This window comes from Enterobacter sp. SA197 (assembly GCF_054131575.1).
In genome coordinates this window covers 3,715,176-3,728,626 of the sequence record NZ_CP096393.1, presented here as the reverse complement: position 1 = coordinate 3,728,626, position 13,451 = coordinate 3,715,176, and the positions used below count along the sequence as shown (strand labels likewise).

24 protein-coding genes and 1 pseudogene are annotated in these 13,451 nt (G+C 51.8%); 23 read left to right on the top strand and 2 right to left on the bottom strand.

The features are described from left to right. Position 1 precedes the first annotated feature (1 nt). From M1D91_RS17525 to M1D91_RS17465, 13 genes and pseudogenes are all read left to right on the top strand, one after another. The gene (locus M1D91_RS17525; protein ID WP_437431809.1) at positions 2-754 is read left to right on the top strand and encodes an ATP-binding protein; all 753 of its coding nucleotides are present in this window, start codon (positions 2-4) and stop codon (positions 752-754) included. Between the two features lie 14 nt (positions 755-768). Beyond that, a complete protein-coding gene (locus M1D91_RS17520) occupies positions 769-1,140 on the top strand; it encodes a DUF977 family protein (RefSeq protein ID WP_437431810.1) in 372 nt (123 codons plus the stop codon). Continuing rightward, a complete protein-coding gene (locus M1D91_RS17515) occupies positions 1,137-1,802 on the top strand; it encodes a hypothetical protein (RefSeq protein ID WP_437431811.1) in 666 nt (221 codons plus the stop codon). The genes M1D91_RS17520 and M1D91_RS17515 overlap by 4 nt, the downstream gene beginning before the upstream one ends. Then, positions 1,799-2,635: a DNA adenine methylase gene (locus tag M1D91_RS17510; protein WP_437431812.1), complete on the top strand. Its 837-nt coding sequence runs from the start codon at positions 1,799-1,801 to the stop codon at positions 2,633-2,635. The genes M1D91_RS17515 and M1D91_RS17510 overlap by 4 nt, the downstream gene beginning before the upstream one ends. Further along, the gene (locus M1D91_RS17505) at positions 2,632-3,237 is read left to right on the top strand and encodes a hypothetical protein (protein WP_437431813.1); all 606 of its coding nucleotides are present in this window, start codon (positions 2,632-2,634) and stop codon (positions 3,235-3,237) included. Before M1D91_RS17510 ends, M1D91_RS17505 begins: the two co-directional genes overlap by 4 nt. A gap of 75 nt (positions 3,238-3,312) precedes the next feature. Beyond that, on the top strand, positions 3,313-3,645 hold the full coding sequence (locus M1D91_RS17500; protein WP_437431814.1) for a hypothetical protein: 333 nt from the start codon (positions 3,313-3,315) through the stop codon (positions 3,643-3,645). After that, positions 3,646-3,900, top strand: a pseudogene (locus M1D91_RS17495) (DNA polymerase III subunit theta). 19 nt (positions 3,901-3,919) lie between these two features. Then, complete coding sequence (locus M1D91_RS17490; RefSeq protein ID WP_437431815.1) at positions 3,920-4,201, top strand: hypothetical protein; 282 nt, start codon at positions 3,920-3,922, stop codon at positions 4,199-4,201. A gap of 85 nt (positions 4,202-4,286) precedes the next feature. Further along, a complete protein-coding gene (locus M1D91_RS17485) occupies positions 4,287-4,883 on the top strand; it encodes a DUF1367 family protein (RefSeq protein ID WP_437431816.1) in 597 nt (198 codons plus the stop codon). Continuing rightward, a complete protein-coding gene (locus M1D91_RS17480) occupies positions 4,883-5,089 on the top strand; it encodes a hypothetical protein (RefSeq protein WP_437431817.1) in 207 nt (68 codons plus the stop codon). The genes M1D91_RS17485 and M1D91_RS17480 overlap by 1 nt, the downstream gene beginning before the upstream one ends. A gap of 2 nt (positions 5,090-5,091) precedes the next feature. Next, complete coding sequence (locus M1D91_RS17475) at positions 5,092-5,382, top strand: DUF1364 domain-containing protein (protein ID WP_437431818.1); 291 nt, start codon at positions 5,092-5,094, stop codon at positions 5,380-5,382. Further along, positions 5,379-5,741 carry a crossover junction endodeoxyribonuclease RusA gene (gene rusA, locus M1D91_RS17470; RefSeq protein ID WP_437431819.1) on the top strand — a complete coding sequence of 121 codons (363 nt, stop codon included), beginning with the start codon at positions 5,379-5,381 and terminating at the stop codon, positions 5,739-5,741. Before M1D91_RS17475 ends, rusA begins: the two co-directional genes overlap by 4 nt. Then, a complete protein-coding gene (locus M1D91_RS17465) occupies positions 5,738-6,568 on the top strand; it encodes an antitermination protein (protein WP_437431820.1) in 831 nt (276 codons plus the stop codon). Before rusA ends, M1D91_RS17465 begins: the two co-directional genes overlap by 4 nt. A 163-nt stretch (positions 6,569-6,731) precedes the next feature. Here the strand turns inward: M1D91_RS17465 and M1D91_RS17460 are convergent, their stop codons facing one another. Beyond that, positions 6,732-7,139 carry a type II toxin-antitoxin system HicB family antitoxin gene (locus M1D91_RS17460; protein ID WP_437431821.1) on the bottom strand — a complete coding sequence of 136 codons (408 nt, stop codon included), beginning with the start codon at positions 7,137-7,139 and terminating at the stop codon, positions 6,732-6,734. A gap of 63 nt (positions 7,140-7,202) precedes the next feature. Continuing rightward, positions 7,203-7,391: a type II toxin-antitoxin system HicA family toxin gene (locus M1D91_RS17455; RefSeq protein ID WP_437431822.1), complete on the bottom strand. Its 189-nt coding sequence runs from the start codon at positions 7,389-7,391 to the stop codon at positions 7,203-7,205. A 140-nt stretch (positions 7,392-7,531) separates the two neighbouring features. Here M1D91_RS17455 and M1D91_RS17450 point away from each other — a divergent pair, with 140 nt between their 5' ends. The 10 genes from M1D91_RS17450 to M1D91_RS17405 all read left to right on the top strand — a co-directional run bounded on the left by M1D91_RS17450 (position 7,532) and on the right by M1D91_RS17405 (position 13,450). After that, entirely contained in the window at positions 7,532-7,609 is a 78-nt protein-coding gene (locus tag M1D91_RS17450) for a DUF3927 family protein (RefSeq protein WP_457976346.1), read from the top strand. A gap of 114 nt (positions 7,610-7,723) precedes the next feature. Next, complete coding sequence (locus M1D91_RS17445) at positions 7,724-7,963, top strand: class II holin family protein (RefSeq protein WP_164529886.1); 240 nt, start codon at positions 7,724-7,726, stop codon at positions 7,961-7,963. 7 nt (positions 7,964-7,970) lie between these two features. Beyond that, positions 7,971-8,468 (top strand): lysozyme, encoded by a 498-nt coding sequence (locus M1D91_RS17440; protein WP_437431929.1) that lies wholly within the window; start codon positions 7,971-7,973, stop codon positions 8,466-8,468. Beyond that, complete coding sequence (locus M1D91_RS17435) at positions 8,458-8,922, top strand: lysis protein (protein WP_437431823.1); 465 nt, start codon at positions 8,458-8,460, stop codon at positions 8,920-8,922. Before M1D91_RS17440 ends, M1D91_RS17435 begins: the two co-directional genes overlap by 11 nt. 77 nt (positions 8,923-8,999) lie before the next feature. Beyond that, on the top strand, positions 9,000-9,881 hold the full coding sequence (locus M1D91_RS17430) for a DNA-methyltransferase (protein WP_437431824.1): 882 nt from the start codon (positions 9,000-9,002) through the stop codon (positions 9,879-9,881). A 52-nt stretch (positions 9,882-9,933) separates the two neighbouring features. Continuing rightward, positions 9,934-10,221: a hypothetical protein gene (locus M1D91_RS17425; RefSeq protein WP_437431825.1), complete on the top strand. Its 288-nt coding sequence runs from the start codon at positions 9,934-9,936 to the stop codon at positions 10,219-10,221. A 187-nt stretch (positions 10,222-10,408) separates the two neighbouring features. Beyond that, positions 10,409-10,834, top strand: coding sequence for a hypothetical protein (locus M1D91_RS17420; protein ID WP_437431826.1), 426 nt, complete (start codon positions 10,409-10,411; stop codon positions 10,832-10,834). 14 nt (positions 10,835-10,848) lie between these two features. Beyond that, on the top strand, positions 10,849-11,082 hold the full coding sequence (locus M1D91_RS17415; RefSeq protein WP_437431827.1) for a hypothetical protein: 234 nt from the start codon (positions 10,849-10,851) through the stop codon (positions 11,080-11,082). A 102-nt stretch (positions 11,083-11,184) separates the two neighbouring features. After that, positions 11,185-12,168 (top strand): terminase small subunit, encoded by a 984-nt coding sequence (locus M1D91_RS17410; RefSeq protein ID WP_437431828.1) that lies wholly within the window; start codon positions 11,185-11,187, stop codon positions 12,166-12,168. Further along, positions 12,146-13,450 carry a terminase large subunit domain-containing protein gene (locus M1D91_RS17405; RefSeq protein ID WP_437431829.1) on the top strand — a complete coding sequence of 435 codons (1,305 nt, stop codon included), beginning with the start codon at positions 12,146-12,148 and terminating at the stop codon, positions 13,448-13,450. The genes M1D91_RS17410 and M1D91_RS17405 overlap by 23 nt, the downstream gene beginning before the upstream one ends. The last annotated feature ends 1 nt before the right edge of the window (position 13,451 follow it).

Below are 13,451 nucleotides of genomic sequence, written 5' to 3'. Positions count from 1 at the left end.
GATGAAAAACATGATCGGTACTGGTGGCGCGCTTGAGCGTCTGAAGCGAATCATCCCAGAAACTGTTACGCCGAAGTTCACCAGCGTAGCTGAGTGGCAGGCATGGCAGGAGGAGGAAGGTCGTAAGCGCTGCGATGAAATCAACAAACTTAACCAGCGTAACCGGGCAGAAAAAATCTTCGGTCGTGCCGGCATCCAGGCGCTTCACCGCAGCTGCTCGTTTGCAAACTACAAGGTTTCCAGCCCTGAACAACGGCAGGCATTCAGCATGGCGAAAAGCTATGCGCAGAACTTTGGCGGCGGCGGGTTCGCCAGCTTCGTGTTCAGCGGCGCGCCAGGCACGGGCAAGAATCATCTTGCAGCGGCAATTGGCAATCACCTGCTGGCTGCTGGCCATTCTGTTCTGGTGGTGACTATTCCTGACCTGATGCTCCGCGTTCGCGAGTGCTACGACGATGGGCAGTCCGAATCGTCACTGCTCAATGACCTCTGCGGCGTAGACCTTCTGGTGCTTGATGAGGTCGGCATTCAGCGCGGCACCAGCGGCGAAAAGGTAATCATCAACCAGGTTATCGATCGCCGGCTGTCCTCCATGCGTCCCGTTGGCATCCTGACCAACCTGAACCACGGCGAGCTGGTTTCAACGCTGGGTGCTCGCGTCATGGACCGCCTGCAAATGGATGGCGGAATGTGGGTGAATTTTGACTGGGGAAGCTACCGCAAGAACGTTAGCCACCTGCGGCCAGTGAAGTGAATCGGGAGATAAACATGGCACATAAATACGCAACCAAAGAACTCCGCGAGCAGCTGATTCGCGAAATCATCGCCCTGGTCAAATCACGCGGTCGCCTGACAACCTCTGAGGCCGCCAAACATTTTGGCATTGAGCAGGAAACCATGCGGCGCCGCTTCCTTGACGCAGGGGCCACTGGCGAAGTAATCCGCTTTGAAAAATTCGGCCTGTTCCGCAACAAAAAAACGATAGCGGAATACAACATCTCCCGCGCACGCCGCCCGTATGGCCAACGACGTTTGAAGATTGAGGCGATGCAGCGAAACGGTAATGGCATTTTCGATGAGTGCCGTCAGAACTGGCAGGGCTACCGCATCCACAAAATTTTCGGGAGTGCACGGGCATGAAACAGAAATTTATCGCGTGGTTTACCCAGAACAACAACGGCTATCCGCCAACTGTTAACGCTGCAGGTGAATTTGAGCGTGTAAAAACCCAGCACATGTGGGAAGCCTACCAGGGTGGCATAGCAGAGCAAGCCGAACAGGTCCGCCTGCTGACTGAGCAGCGCGACGCGGTGGTGGCGGAGATGGAAGCCCTGAAATCTGGTGATGCGTTTTTCTCATATGGTTCAGAGCACGGATTTGAATGGCACAAAACAGCCAAAGAAGCCGCAGAAAACGCAGAGGCAGCAATTGATGACTATCGCGGTGATGCTTGCGATGGGTGGTCGGAAGAAGTTACCAGTATTTGCTGGGGTGTAATCATGCAAACATCTTCGAAGGTTGGCGAACGCCCACGTAATGAAGATGATAGATGCGACCCTTCTATTGATACGGTTTGCGATTACGCTCTTCTACCCAATATCGAAACCCCCGCTACCGACGCCGCAATCGCAGCCCTTCGAGCAGAAGGGGTAGAGATGTTTGCCGCCGAAATGTCTGCCCAGCATCAAAAATTACAGTCTGGAGGGTATTTCGACAGGCAGGTTGTTATCTACGCCAAGTTGTCTGAACTTGCGTCTTCATTCGCCCGCCAGCTTCGCGAGAGCAAAGGAGCGCAGGGATGAGCACCGAAACCAAAATCAAGCACCCGGCAATCCGTTACCACGGCGGCAAGTTCCGTCTGGCATCGTGGATTATCCAGCAGATGCCGGATCACGTTTGCTACGTTGAGCCGTTCGGAGGAGCTGCCGGGGTGCTCCTGCAAAAGCCCCGTAGTTACGCCGAAGTTTATAACGATCTCGATGGCGAAGTAGTGAACCTGTTTCGCGTACTGCGTGATGCGGATATGAATCAGCGCCTGCAGGATGCATGCATTCTTACGCCATATTCCCGCGATGAGTTTTGCGCCGCTCGCGAAGAAACCACTGATCCGGTAGAACGTGCCCGCCGCATGGTGGTACGTGCATGCATGGGATTTGGTTCAGCTGCTGGTATCGGCGGCACATCGGGTTTCCGCAGCGACAGCAAGCGCAAATACGCTACAGCTGCACATCTGTGGGAGCGTTACCCTTCAAACCTTGCTGTCATCTGCCAGCGCCTGCAGGGCGTCATTATTGAGAACAAAGACGCTTTTGAAGTGATGCGGGCCCACGATGCCGAAACGACCTTGCACTATATCGATCCGCCGTATGTTCCCGAAACACGCGTCCAGGGAAATCGCTACTACAACCATGAAATGACAGTTCAGGGTCATGAGCAACTGCTTGCTGTGGCCAGAACGATGCAGGGAATGGTGATGATCAGCGGTTACGACCATGAAGTTTATAACGACATGCTGACCGGCTGGTTTAAGTCAGAAAAGGAATCGCGTATCAGCGCTGGGCGAGGCACCAAAGTCCGTACCGAATGCCTCTGGATTAACCCGGCAGCACAGCAGAAACAGGAGCGTGCAGCATGACCAACGAACAGATTCAGGCACTCAAAGCGCTGTACGCGAATGTTGAAATGCAGGCGCACGCTTTGCGCGGTAATTCACGGGAATATTCAGTTATCACTGGGTTATGCCCGGTAAACGTCATTGAAATGCAGGCACAGAAAATCCAGGCGTTATTGGTCGAAAGTGAGGCTGATAAGGCGCTGATTGCGAAATTACAGACAGCTAACGCAGCGCAGGACTGCCACATCAATCAGCAGGCCGACCGGATTGATTCTCTGGAGAGGACAAACCACGGATTAGGTAAGCGCCTTTGCTCGGTGGAGTCCCTCACGCTCACCGTTAAGTTGCCGGATGAGTATTACAACGCTGACGGCAGCAGAAATATGGACATGATTGGCACATGTGCCGTGGTAGGAAGTTTCCGCGTTGCCTGCGCCGCCATGCTTCAGGGTAGAGACGAACCTATTACTACGGATTGCACATTGCCTGCTGATGTTCGTGGTGCGATTAATCGTCTACTGGATAGCGACGGCAGCCGTGGAACATTCAGCGCGGTATGGAGCTGTGACGCTCGTGAGGAGTCAATGCGCTTGCTCGCAATAGTACCGCAGCACGAGATGTAGTTAAGGAGCCATTAGGCGTATTCCTTATGCTTTATATGTCATAACATACGCCTTAAAAAGTGAGGCGATTGGCTTATGAAATTATTCAGAATTGAAGATGAAGACGACCTCTGGTGTGACTACGGCTCAGCATACGAGGCAATCCATAATCTTCTGAGAAGTTCGTTTACCGACCAAGCGAAATCAAAGTGGGCTTTAGACAAGGCTTATGTCAATTGGAGGGGAGATAGTTACACGGTCAATGCAATCTTTACTTGCTTTGATGAGGTCCTTAAAGATGTGGTCATGGTCGTTTGTAACGCGGAAGGAAATCGAAAGAACGAGTTAATCAAGACATCATGTGGCGATCCGATACCAGTTGAGTATGACTTGTGGAAAAAAGAATACTCACCAAAGGTGGCTAGATAAATGTCAGACTGGAATATTGCAGCAAAACCTCAGGAGGACCGCGACAGGGTTAACGTTGATCTTGCCGCCTCCGGGGTAGTACATAAAGAGCGACTGAACATGCCGGTAATCGCTGGATAGTCAGCTCGCGATCAGCCTGATCACCTTCTCGAATATTTCATGGAGCGCGTGCGCTTCTACCGAGAAAAGAGCTTGCATCTGCCGCGAGCGAGCGACTCGCGGTACATTGAAATGGCTGATGCCACTAAAAAGTAACACGATGAGAGGTGATGTAATGTTGGTGGATTATCTTTTGATTGGTTATAAGCGAGATGGCGAGATCAAGCATGTTGAGCATGAAGAGGGTGATGTTTTGTATTCTGACATCACATTTGACCCTGCGAATGGAGATAGCCCTCAGTTCCCTACCAGGCATTTTTCTGTACAGATAATTCATCACATGGGGCAGCGGTATGCTGTCGCTATTGCACGAGATGTATCAGGGAAAGAGATTGTGGATTTGATAGAATCTTCACGAATGAGCCCCGTTCCTCCAGAGGTTCATGGAGAGATTTAAACATTCTTTGATTTCCTGAAATCACCCATTCATAATACCTCTGTCAGCCTGAACAACTGACAACCTGTGCGCCACGGAGAAACCCATGGCGCAGTTACAACTCATCAAGCACCCCTCAGGAATCCTGATCCCCGCTACGCCGGAGACCAGAGATTTTCTGCATTCTAAATGCAAGCTCGGTGCCGTGCTGGAAGGCGAGTTCCGCCAGGTACGCAATGCCGCTTTACACCGCAAATATTTCTCTCTCCTGAATCTGGGCTTCGAATACTGGGAGCCGAACGGCGGTGCGATAACGCCTGCTGAAAAATCCATAGTAAATCGCTATGCAGGTTATCTGGCCCTCCGGGTGGGTAACGGTGACGCCCTTACGTCTTATGCAGAAGAGTTCTTTGCTGACGTAGCAGAGCGCCGTTCATCAAATATCACTGCCAGTAAATCGTTCGACGCTTATCGGGAATGGGTCATAGTAAGCGCCGGGTATTATGACATCGTAAACCTGCCGGATGGCACCCAGCGCAAGCGAGCAAAAAGCATTTCATTTGCAAACATGGACGACACCACGTTTGCCCCTCTCTACAACGAATCTCTCAACGTGTTATGGCGCTTCATCCTCTCCCGCGTATTTACCTGTAAATCGGAAGCGGAGAATGCTGCAGCGCAGTTGATGAGCTATGCGGGGTGATGGCGATGAAATCCTCATGGTTCCAACATACCGACTGCACGACGGCGCAGGCTGACGAACTGGTGGCAACATACCGTGCGCGTGGCGTGAAGGTCGAGCGCAGCCTGAACCACGATTACTTCACCTGGACCGTCAGCGTCTGGTTACCGGAAGCCCGGCGGCAAGAACGTACGCCGAGGGCATTCTGCCAAAAGGTCTGGGGGTGATCATGGCAGATTTACGCAAAGAGGCCCGCGGTCGCGAATGTCAGATGCGGATCCCCGGCGTCTGCAATGGCAATCCTGAAACGACAGTTCTGGCGCATATCCGCCTGGCCGGACTTTGCGGTACCGGTATCAAGCCGCCTGATCTGATCGCTACTATCGCCTGTAGCAGTTGCCACGACGAATTAGACCGCCGCACCCGCGTAGTCGATGCAGATTACGCAAAGGAGTGCGCGCTTGAAGGCATGGCCCGCACACAGGTTATCTGGCTGAAAGAAGGGAAAGTAAAAATATGAACGAATATCGAATCAGCCTGACATGGCCGCCGAGCAACAACCGCTACTACCGGCACAATCGTGGACGTACGCACATCAGCAAAGAAGGGCAGGCGTACCGCGACCACGTAGCCCAAATCATCAAAGACGGAATGCTGGATATCGGCATCACTGCGCCGGTGAAGATCAGTATCAAGTGCCATATGCCAGACCGCCGACGCAGAGACCTGGACAATCTTCAGAAGGCGGCATTCGACGCGCTGACGAAAGCCGGATTCTGGCAGGACGACCAGCAGGTAGACGATTACCGCGTAAAGCGGATGCCGATTATTAAGGGCGGCAAACTGGAATTAACCATCACTGAGCTGGAGCCAGCATGAACCTCGAAAACACCGTGAAATACCACTTTGCAAAGTCCACGATGATCAGCGATTCCCCGCGTGCCACCTCATCAGATTCTCTGACTGGTACGGACGTCATGGCAGCCATTGGCATGACACAGGAACGTGCCGCCATGGGTTACAGCGCTTTCCTCGGTAAGATGGGGATCAGTCATAACGACCGGGAGAGGGCGATCGCGCTGCTGACCGAATATGCGCTGACCAAATGCGACAAAGTTGCTGCGCTGCGCAAGCTGGGCGACGGAGTTAAGCCGCTGGTAATGCATCATCTGGCTACGTTCGCTTTTGAAGACTACTCGCGCAGCGCTGCCAGCGTAAAACTGTGCTATTGCTGCGCGGGGCAGGGTTTTATCGAGGCTGATGTCTTCACTATGAAAACCAGCATGTCTGGGTGCGCAAAGGACATCATACAAAAATCCAAGAAATGGGGACTGAAGGTTATTCCCTCGCAGCATCAGAACCGGCGCCAGGTAAAAGGAATGGCTCGTGTTCTATGCGCGACCTGCAAAGGGAAGAAGGTTGTCAGCTGCGCCTGTAGAGATTGTCATGGGAGGGGGCTGGCAGTGAATCAGGTACTTACAGAGGAGCAGGGCGTGCCAGTGCTGGCTGCCTGTAAGCGCTGCAGTGGTCGCGGTTATGAGCGGATTCCTTCGACAGAGGCTCATGCAGCTGTCTGCCAGATCACTGATGCAATCAGCCTGGATACATGGAAGAAGTCGGTCAAGCCATTTTACGACCAGTTGATCACCAAGTTTGATATTGAAGAAGCCTGGGCAGAAGCGCAGCTCAAGCTGATAACACGATAAAGCTCACGAAAACGGTGTGCGTTTCAATCGTGGACTGTTTACTTTTCCCGAATCTGTGTTAATTTCATTTCAACGATGGGCATTGTGTGTTCACCGTTACGAAACCCGCCACTGAGCGGGTTTTTTTGCGTCAAAAGAAAAGGCACCCGAAGGTGCCCATAAATCAGTTTCTGGCGATCTCTTTCCTGGCTAAGTCGGCAAGAAACGCAGAGCGGTTTTTATGCCCGTTCTGTTCGATGTAACGATCCATCGCGTTTAACAGATTGCCAGGCATCGTAAGATTGAACTTAACAGCTTTGGTTTCATACTTGGTCGGATCAATCTCCACCAGCGCGAGAAAACCACCATCGGCGGTTAATCTTTCGTCACCCAGATAATCACCCGGATCGCGAGGCGCTGGAACATGGCCGCCTTGTTCCGTGAGCACTTCCATGTGCTGCCCGAACGCGGTTTCCGCATCGCGTATGGCCGACTCGAACGTATCACCGGCAAAGAAACATCCCTCCACATCAGGAAAATAGCCGTCATACGTGCCGCTGTCTGTTCTGAAAATAAAGAGCGGATAAATCATATTCACCTCATCAGTTACGGATGATGACCGTTGCAGAGAGGGGCGGCTTGCGCCGCACCCTTGTTATAACAACTTAATTCCTGACGTTCTTTGAGCCTGTCGGATAACCCCCTTTGATGCATCCTTTCTGGGGTGGGGTACGGTGATAATATCCTGTACCCCTGGCTTACTCAGCGTTACATGACTTCCGTTTTGCCGCTGCTTAACCCATCCATCAGCCATCAGTCTGTTCATTAACTCTGCACTGCTCATCAATCCTCCATCTCGTTAACTTGTGGGTATAATACCCACTCATACTATGGAGGTCAAGATATTTGTGGGTATCATACCTACTAAATGCGTTTCGGTAGTCCTGCTGTTCGGTAATCGTCCTCGACTTTACCAGCAAGCTGATGTCGATCTTGGCTGACTGTGTGCTGGTGGCTAGTGCGGTACTTCTGCTCTGGCCGCTCCTTAAGAAAACGAAATAACATTCTTCTAAAGGCGTCCGCCGGGCGTCTTTTACAGAGTGCATTTTGGCCGCCAATTGGTTGTCACCCTCCAACTACTCACACAGCACCCCGACCTTATCGGAGGTGAGAGATATGTCCCATATGAGCAAACTAGTCACCGGAGTCGCCCTCGGCACCTCAGGAGGAACCATCCTGAACGGCGTCCTCACAAAACTGAGTCCTGACGAATGGAGCGCCATCGGCGTACTGGCAGGTATTGCCGGGATAATCGTTACCGGACTCATTAACTGGTATTTCAAACGTAAGGTCGCCAATGCGCAGGTAAAAGCACTGGAGAAATACGGTCCGGCGGTAAAGGTAGGAGATGAATGATATGCCGATGACCAGTAGCCTTCGCAATAAACTGATAGCCGCAGCTGGTGGTGGCGCGATGCTGATCGCCTCACTGTTCCTCGGTGGGCAGGATGGCGTCGAAGGCCGGAAGTATGAAGCCTATAAAGACGTCGCAGGTGTGTGGACTGTCTGTGACGGTCATACAGGGCGGGATATCGTCAGGGGTAGAACGTATACCGATCGCGAGTGTGATCAGCTGCTGTGGAAAGACCTCCAGCCAGCCAAGCGTACGGTGGACAGCCTGGTGAAAGTACCTCTTGGAGAATACCAGCGTGCGGCGCTTTACAGCTTCGTGTTCAATGTCGGAGCTGACGCGTTTTCTAAATCCACTCTCCTGCGGAAACTCAATACAGGCGACCATGCAGGTGCGTGCGAAGAGATGCGCCGTTGGGTTTACGCTGGTGGCATGAAATGGAAGGGACTACAGAACCGGCGCGAGATGGAGCGCTCCATGTGCCTGGCGGAAGGTAAACATGACCTTTAAAGCAAAACTAATTATCTTGCTGGGAGTCGCCGGCCTGCTGGTGGCGCTCGGCTGGGCGGTCAATCACTACCGCGATAATGCCATCACCTACAAAGAGCAGCGCGATAAGGCTGCTGAACAACTCGCCCTGGCGAACGACACCATTAACGATATGAAGGTGCGCCAGCGTGACGTTGCCGCACTGGATGAGAAATACACAAAGGATTTAGCAGATGCGAAAAAGCAGCTTGATGATCTGCAGCGTTGCGTTAGCTCTGGCAAGTGCGGGCTGCGCATCAACGCAAAATGTCCCACGAACGGAACGGCCAGCACCACCAGCGTGGATGATGGCAACACCGCCCGACTTACTGACGCCGCTGAACGGGATTATTTCACCCTCAGAGAGCGAATCGAAACCATCACCAAACAACTGACTGGCCTGCAGGCGTATGTGCGTGGGCAGTGCTTGAGGTGATCATTTTTGCACAAATCACTGGACCTTTTTTCTTTTGCTTGATAGTATCCAAACACTTTCATAATGAGGTCTATGGGATGTTAAAAAAAGCCACCACTAAAATCATGACAGAGGGAACAAATCTCTATCAGGGTGACTGTCTCAATTTATTATCCATGATGGATGAATCATGCGTCGATCTCGTTGTTACATCTCCACCTTATGCAGACCAGCGCAAAGGGACTTATGGTGGCATTTCTCCCGATAAATATGTGGAGTGGTTCTCTCCCATCGCTGAGCAACTACATCGTGTTATTAAACCAACTGGCTCGTTTGTGCTTAACATCAAAGAAAAGGCTGTAAATGGCGAAAGGCACACATACGTACTGGAGTTAATAATCCGACTGCGCCAGCTTGGATGGTTATGGACGGAAGAATATATCTGGCATAAGAAAAACTCTTTCCCTGGGAAATGGCCGAATCGGTTTCGAGATTCTTGGGAGCGCTGTCTACATTTTACAAAAGCCAAAAAGTTCGCGATGTACCAAGATGCAGTTATGGTTCCAATGGGGGATTGGAAAAAAGAGCGATTGAAAAAACTTAGCTCTACAGACGTCATTCGTGATGAGTCGCGAGTGGGAAGTGGCTTTGGAAAGAATATTTCTAACTGGCAGGAAAGAGAAATGGCTTACCCAACAAACGTTCTCCACATGGCTACCGAATGCGGAAACAAAAGCCATAGCGCTGCGTTTCCAGAGTCTCTGCCTGAATGGTTTATTAAGCTTTTCACTAAACCGGGTGATCTCGTTTTGGATCCATTCGCTGGATCAGGTACCACCTTGCTGGTTTCTGAAAAATTATCCAGAAATTCAGTTGGATTTGAATTGCTTGCAAGTCATTGCGAAGTTGCTAAAGAGCGTATTGGGCTTGAGAGTAAAATTCAGCACGGAATGGTTACATTTAGAAAAGTCGCTGAATAACCTTTATTGATGTGATACTTTCCTTTGTGGTTAACCAGAAAAGGAAAATAGGATGTCAGGCATCTGTATCATTAGAGGGTGTGGCCGTCCGGCAAATAAGATTATCGGCGTTCGTCTTCGTCGTGAACTCGATGATCTTTCTGCCATTTGGGCACAAAATACCAACGCTTATTTGTGCGATGAGCATGCAGCAATGGGTTATGAAGTTGATGTTACTTTCACCCCACGTGATGATCATACCATTCGAACATCAGTAAGCGATGGTGTATCTGAACCTGTAGTTCGCCTGTTTGAAGTTACAAATCCAGTTAACCGCCCTGGCGGTGCTGATAATTCCTAAATGTGGTCTTAATCCCCTTTAGGCGGATTTTTACTTTCTCTGTCTAAGCCACTGGCATCCGCTGGTGGCTTTTTTATTGCGCCTCGTACGCGCAGCCTAACGATATCTTTCAGTAGTGAGCCTGGGGCATTCCGCTTCAGCGGCGGTTTTCCCGTTCGACAGGCTCACACCTAAAAGGGAAACAACCATGAATAAAGAATTGTCCTGCGCTGCTGGCGACGTCCTGCACGCGCTTTTCTTTCGTGGCGCGCTGGCGAATGGCGATTTGCCGTCAAAGGCTGGTGCTGCCGAACTGCGTGAGCTGGGCTTTGTGAAGACGCAGGATACGGTGGCGGCGTTTCGTGGTGAGAATCATTACAACTTCCTCACCGCTGCCGGGCAAGAGTTTGCTATTAGCTATCTGGTGGAGGGCGACTTCGGCAAACAACCGCAATTTAAGACTGAGGATGGACATGTGTTCATCAATGAAGCTTTCATTTCCGGCAGAATTTTTTCAGCTTCTTCGGTGAAGTCATGGGAGCAGACTGTTGATGAGCGCTTCACCGAGCTGGCTACCAGCCTCGTCAAAGCTGCCATCAGTAAAGAGTTAAATCCCGGCGGTTTGTTGCGTTAAGGAGGATGGTCACGATGCGAATAACAGTCCTTGAAGATGATCCGGGTGAGCGAATCATCCCCGGTCGTGAAAGTATCACCGTGTATCTCGATGGCGTTGAAGTGAAGACGTGTCTGACTGCTGATGATGTTAAGGGGGAAGTCGTGTACGTTGAGCGTGATTATAGAGGCCACATTGTGGCGGTAAACGGTGAAGTGCAACATCGCATTCGTTATGGCGAGGTAAAGATCGAACGCCTACCACGTTAAACCTGCTGACCTTCCAAATTAAGCAATTTCATTCTTATCACTCTGTTTAATTAGTGACTGAGTAACTATCTGCCACCACTTGCAAAGCTCAAGAGATAATTTATGGCAAAACCGGACTGGGGCGAGCTTCAGCAACGGTTCCTGTCCGACCATGCCGTAACCGGCGTATCACCGAAGGAGTGGTGTGAAGCGCAGGGACTGAATTATGCAACCGCACGCCGACACATCAAAAAGCCTACTGCGCAAACTGCGCAGAAGAAAGTTCGCACTGCGCAAAAGGAAAAGTGCGCAGATGAGCTGGTGGATGATGATGGCTTGACGGCACAGCAAAGACTTTTCGTCGCAGAATACCTTAAGGATCGCAATGCCACACAGGCTGCTATCCGGGCGGGGTACAGTAAAAAGACAGCCAATGAGCAGGGTGCAAGGCTGTTAGCAAAAGTTAGTGTGGCTCAGGCTATTGCGCAGCAGCAGAAAGCATCTATTGAGCGCACCCTTGGTAGTGCAGATGAAGTCCTCGCGCAGATGTGGCAGCTCGCCACCTTCGATGCAAACCAGCTTTCGCAGTATCGCCGCGGTGCGTGTCGTTACTGCTGGGGCTTCGGCCACCATTACCAGTGGCGTGACATGGTGGAGTTTGAAGAGCATCGGCTAAAAGCGCTCGAGAAAAAGGGTAAAGAGCCGGTAGACGTTGGTGGCTATGGCTACGACCACAACCGGGAACCTAACCCTGATTGTCCACGATGCAATGGCGACGGAATAGGACAGCCATACTTCGCGGATACACGGAAACTTCCCCCTGATGCTGCCCTGGCTTATTCCGGCGTGAAGCTGGGTAAGAATGGCGTTGAGATAACAGCCATAAGCCGCGAGCGCATGTATGAAGCCGTGATGAAGCGGCTTGGCCTGGCCGATAGTGAGTTTGCGCAGCGTCTGCAACAGATTGAAATCGAGCGTCGGCAGCTGGAGGTGGAAAAACTCCGCAAAGAGCTGGCAGCCGATCCTGATGATGATGTTCCGGCGCCAGTTGCAATCAACATTAACGTGGTAGACGCGAGGATTCGTGATGATAGCGCCGACGCTTAACGTTCCCCAGGCGCGCTTCCTCGCTATGCCGCATAAGTTTAAGGCCTACGTTGCCGGGTTCGGTTCCGGTAAGACGTGGGTTGGCTGCGGCGGTATCTGCAAAGGAATGTGGGAGTTCCCCAAAATCAACCAGGGCTACTTCGCGCCGACCTATCCGCAGATCCGTGACATCTTCTACCCGACAGTAGAAGAGGTAGCGTTCGATTGGGGCATGAACGTCAAAATTAACGAGGGGAACAAAGAGGTTCACTTCTACGCCGGGCGTCAGTACCGCGGAACGACTATCTGCCGTTCGATGGAGAAGCCCGGTTCTATTGTCGGTTTCAAAATCGGCAACGCGATGGTTGATGAACTGGACGTTATGGCCGCTGCAAAAGCGCAGCAGGCATGGCGAAAAATCATCGCTCGTATGCGTTACAAGGTTGACGGCCTGCGTAACGGCATTGATGTGACCACGACACCAGAGGGCTTTAAGTTCGTCTACCAGCAGTTTGTTAAAGCGGTGCGCGATAAGCCTGAACTGGCGACGTTGTATGGCCTGATACAGGCCTCAACGTTCGATAATGAAGCGAACCTTCCCCACGATTACATCCCTTCGCTGATGGATTCCTATCCGCCAGAGCTGATTAAGGCGTATTTGCGAGGACGGTTCACCAACCTGACCAGCGGCACTATCTACCACCAGTTCGACCGCCGGCTGAATGGATGTGTCGATGAGGAACAAGCTGGCGAACCGCTTTACATCGGTATGGACTTCAACGTCGGGAAGATGGCGGCCATTGTTCATGTGCTGCGTAACGGAGAGCCACGTGCCGTTCGTGAACTGGTGAAGGTCTACGATACCCCGGCGATGATTAAGCGCATCCAGGAGGAGTTCTGGCGTTATGAAGGTGGGCGTTACGTCGCCTCGCGTCAGATTTACATCTATCCCGACGCCTCCGGTGATTCGCGCAAATCGAACAATGCCAGCGCCACGGACATCGCGCAGCTCAAACAGGCCGGATTCAGCGTGGTGGTGAATGCAGCCAACCCGCCGGTGAAAGATCGCATTAACTCCATGAATGCCATGTTCTGCAACGGCAACGGCGAGCGACGTTACAAAGTGAACGTTACCCGCTGTCCGGTCTATACCGACAGCCTGGAACAGCAGGTTTGGGCGGCGAACGGCGAGCCGGACAAATCAGCCGACAACGATCACCCCAATGATGCTGGCGGGTATTACATCGTGAAGCAATTCCCGATCATTAAGCCTACCGGCAAAGTCACTCAACTTCGGATTTAAC

What these genes read in the sequence shown, in the direction of transcription:
- M1D91_RS17525 (WP_437431809.1), top strand. Translation starts at nt 2, where the DNA reads ATGAAAAACATGATCGGTACTGGTGGCGCGCTTGAGCGTCTGAAGCGA.
- M1D91_RS17520 (WP_437431810.1), top strand. Translation starts at nt 769, where the DNA reads ATGGCACATAAATACGCAACCAAAGAACTCCGCGAGCAGCTGATTCGC.
- M1D91_RS17515 (WP_437431811.1), top strand. Translation starts at nt 1,137, where the DNA reads ATGAAACAGAAATTTATCGCGTGGTTTACCCAGAACAACAACGGCTAT.
- M1D91_RS17510 (WP_437431812.1), top strand. Translation starts at nt 1,799, where the DNA reads ATGAGCACCGAAACCAAAATCAAGCACCCGGCAATCCGTTACCACGGC.
- M1D91_RS17505 (WP_437431813.1), top strand. Translation starts at nt 2,632, where the DNA reads ATGACCAACGAACAGATTCAGGCACTCAAAGCGCTGTACGCGAATGTT.
- M1D91_RS17500 (WP_437431814.1), top strand. Translation starts at nt 3,313, where the DNA reads ATGAAATTATTCAGAATTGAAGATGAAGACGACCTCTGGTGTGACTAC.
- M1D91_RS17490 (WP_437431815.1), top strand. Translation starts at nt 3,920, where the DNA reads ATGTTGGTGGATTATCTTTTGATTGGTTATAAGCGAGATGGCGAGATC.
- M1D91_RS17485 (WP_437431816.1), top strand. Translation starts at nt 4,287, where the DNA reads ATGGCGCAGTTACAACTCATCAAGCACCCCTCAGGAATCCTGATCCCC.
- M1D91_RS17480 (WP_437431817.1), top strand. Translation starts at nt 4,883, where the DNA reads ATGGCGATGAAATCCTCATGGTTCCAACATACCGACTGCACGACGGCG.
- M1D91_RS17475 (WP_437431818.1), top strand. Translation starts at nt 5,092, where the DNA reads ATGGCAGATTTACGCAAAGAGGCCCGCGGTCGCGAATGTCAGATGCGG.
- rusA (WP_437431819.1), top strand. Translation starts at nt 5,379, where the DNA reads ATGAACGAATATCGAATCAGCCTGACATGGCCGCCGAGCAACAACCGC.
- M1D91_RS17465 (WP_437431820.1), top strand. Translation starts at nt 5,738, where the DNA reads ATGAACCTCGAAAACACCGTGAAATACCACTTTGCAAAGTCCACGATG.
- M1D91_RS17460 (WP_437431821.1), bottom strand. Translation starts at nt 7,139, where the DNA reads ATGATTTATCCGCTCTTTATTTTCAGAACAGACAGCGGCACGTATGAC.
- M1D91_RS17455 (WP_437431822.1), bottom strand. Translation starts at nt 7,391, where the DNA reads ATGAGCAGTGCAGAGTTAATGAACAGACTGATGGCTGATGGATGGGTT.
- M1D91_RS17450 (WP_457976346.1), top strand. Translation starts at nt 7,532, where the DNA reads ATGTCGATCTTGGCTGACTGTGTGCTGGTGGCTAGTGCGGTACTTCTG.
- M1D91_RS17445 (WP_164529886.1), top strand. Translation starts at nt 7,724, where the DNA reads ATGTCCCATATGAGCAAACTAGTCACCGGAGTCGCCCTCGGCACCTCA.
- M1D91_RS17440 (WP_437431929.1), top strand. Translation starts at nt 7,971, where the DNA reads ATGACCAGTAGCCTTCGCAATAAACTGATAGCCGCAGCTGGTGGTGGC.
- M1D91_RS17435 (WP_437431823.1), top strand. Translation starts at nt 8,458, where the DNA reads ATGACCTTTAAAGCAAAACTAATTATCTTGCTGGGAGTCGCCGGCCTG.
- M1D91_RS17430 (WP_437431824.1), top strand. Translation starts at nt 9,000, where the DNA reads ATGTTAAAAAAAGCCACCACTAAAATCATGACAGAGGGAACAAATCTC.
- M1D91_RS17425 (WP_437431825.1), top strand. Translation starts at nt 9,934, where the DNA reads ATGTCAGGCATCTGTATCATTAGAGGGTGTGGCCGTCCGGCAAATAAG.
- M1D91_RS17420 (WP_437431826.1), top strand. Translation starts at nt 10,409, where the DNA reads ATGAATAAAGAATTGTCCTGCGCTGCTGGCGACGTCCTGCACGCGCTT.
- M1D91_RS17415 (WP_437431827.1), top strand. Translation starts at nt 10,849, where the DNA reads ATGCGAATAACAGTCCTTGAAGATGATCCGGGTGAGCGAATCATCCCC.
- M1D91_RS17410 (WP_437431828.1), top strand. Translation starts at nt 11,185, where the DNA reads ATGGCAAAACCGGACTGGGGCGAGCTTCAGCAACGGTTCCTGTCCGAC.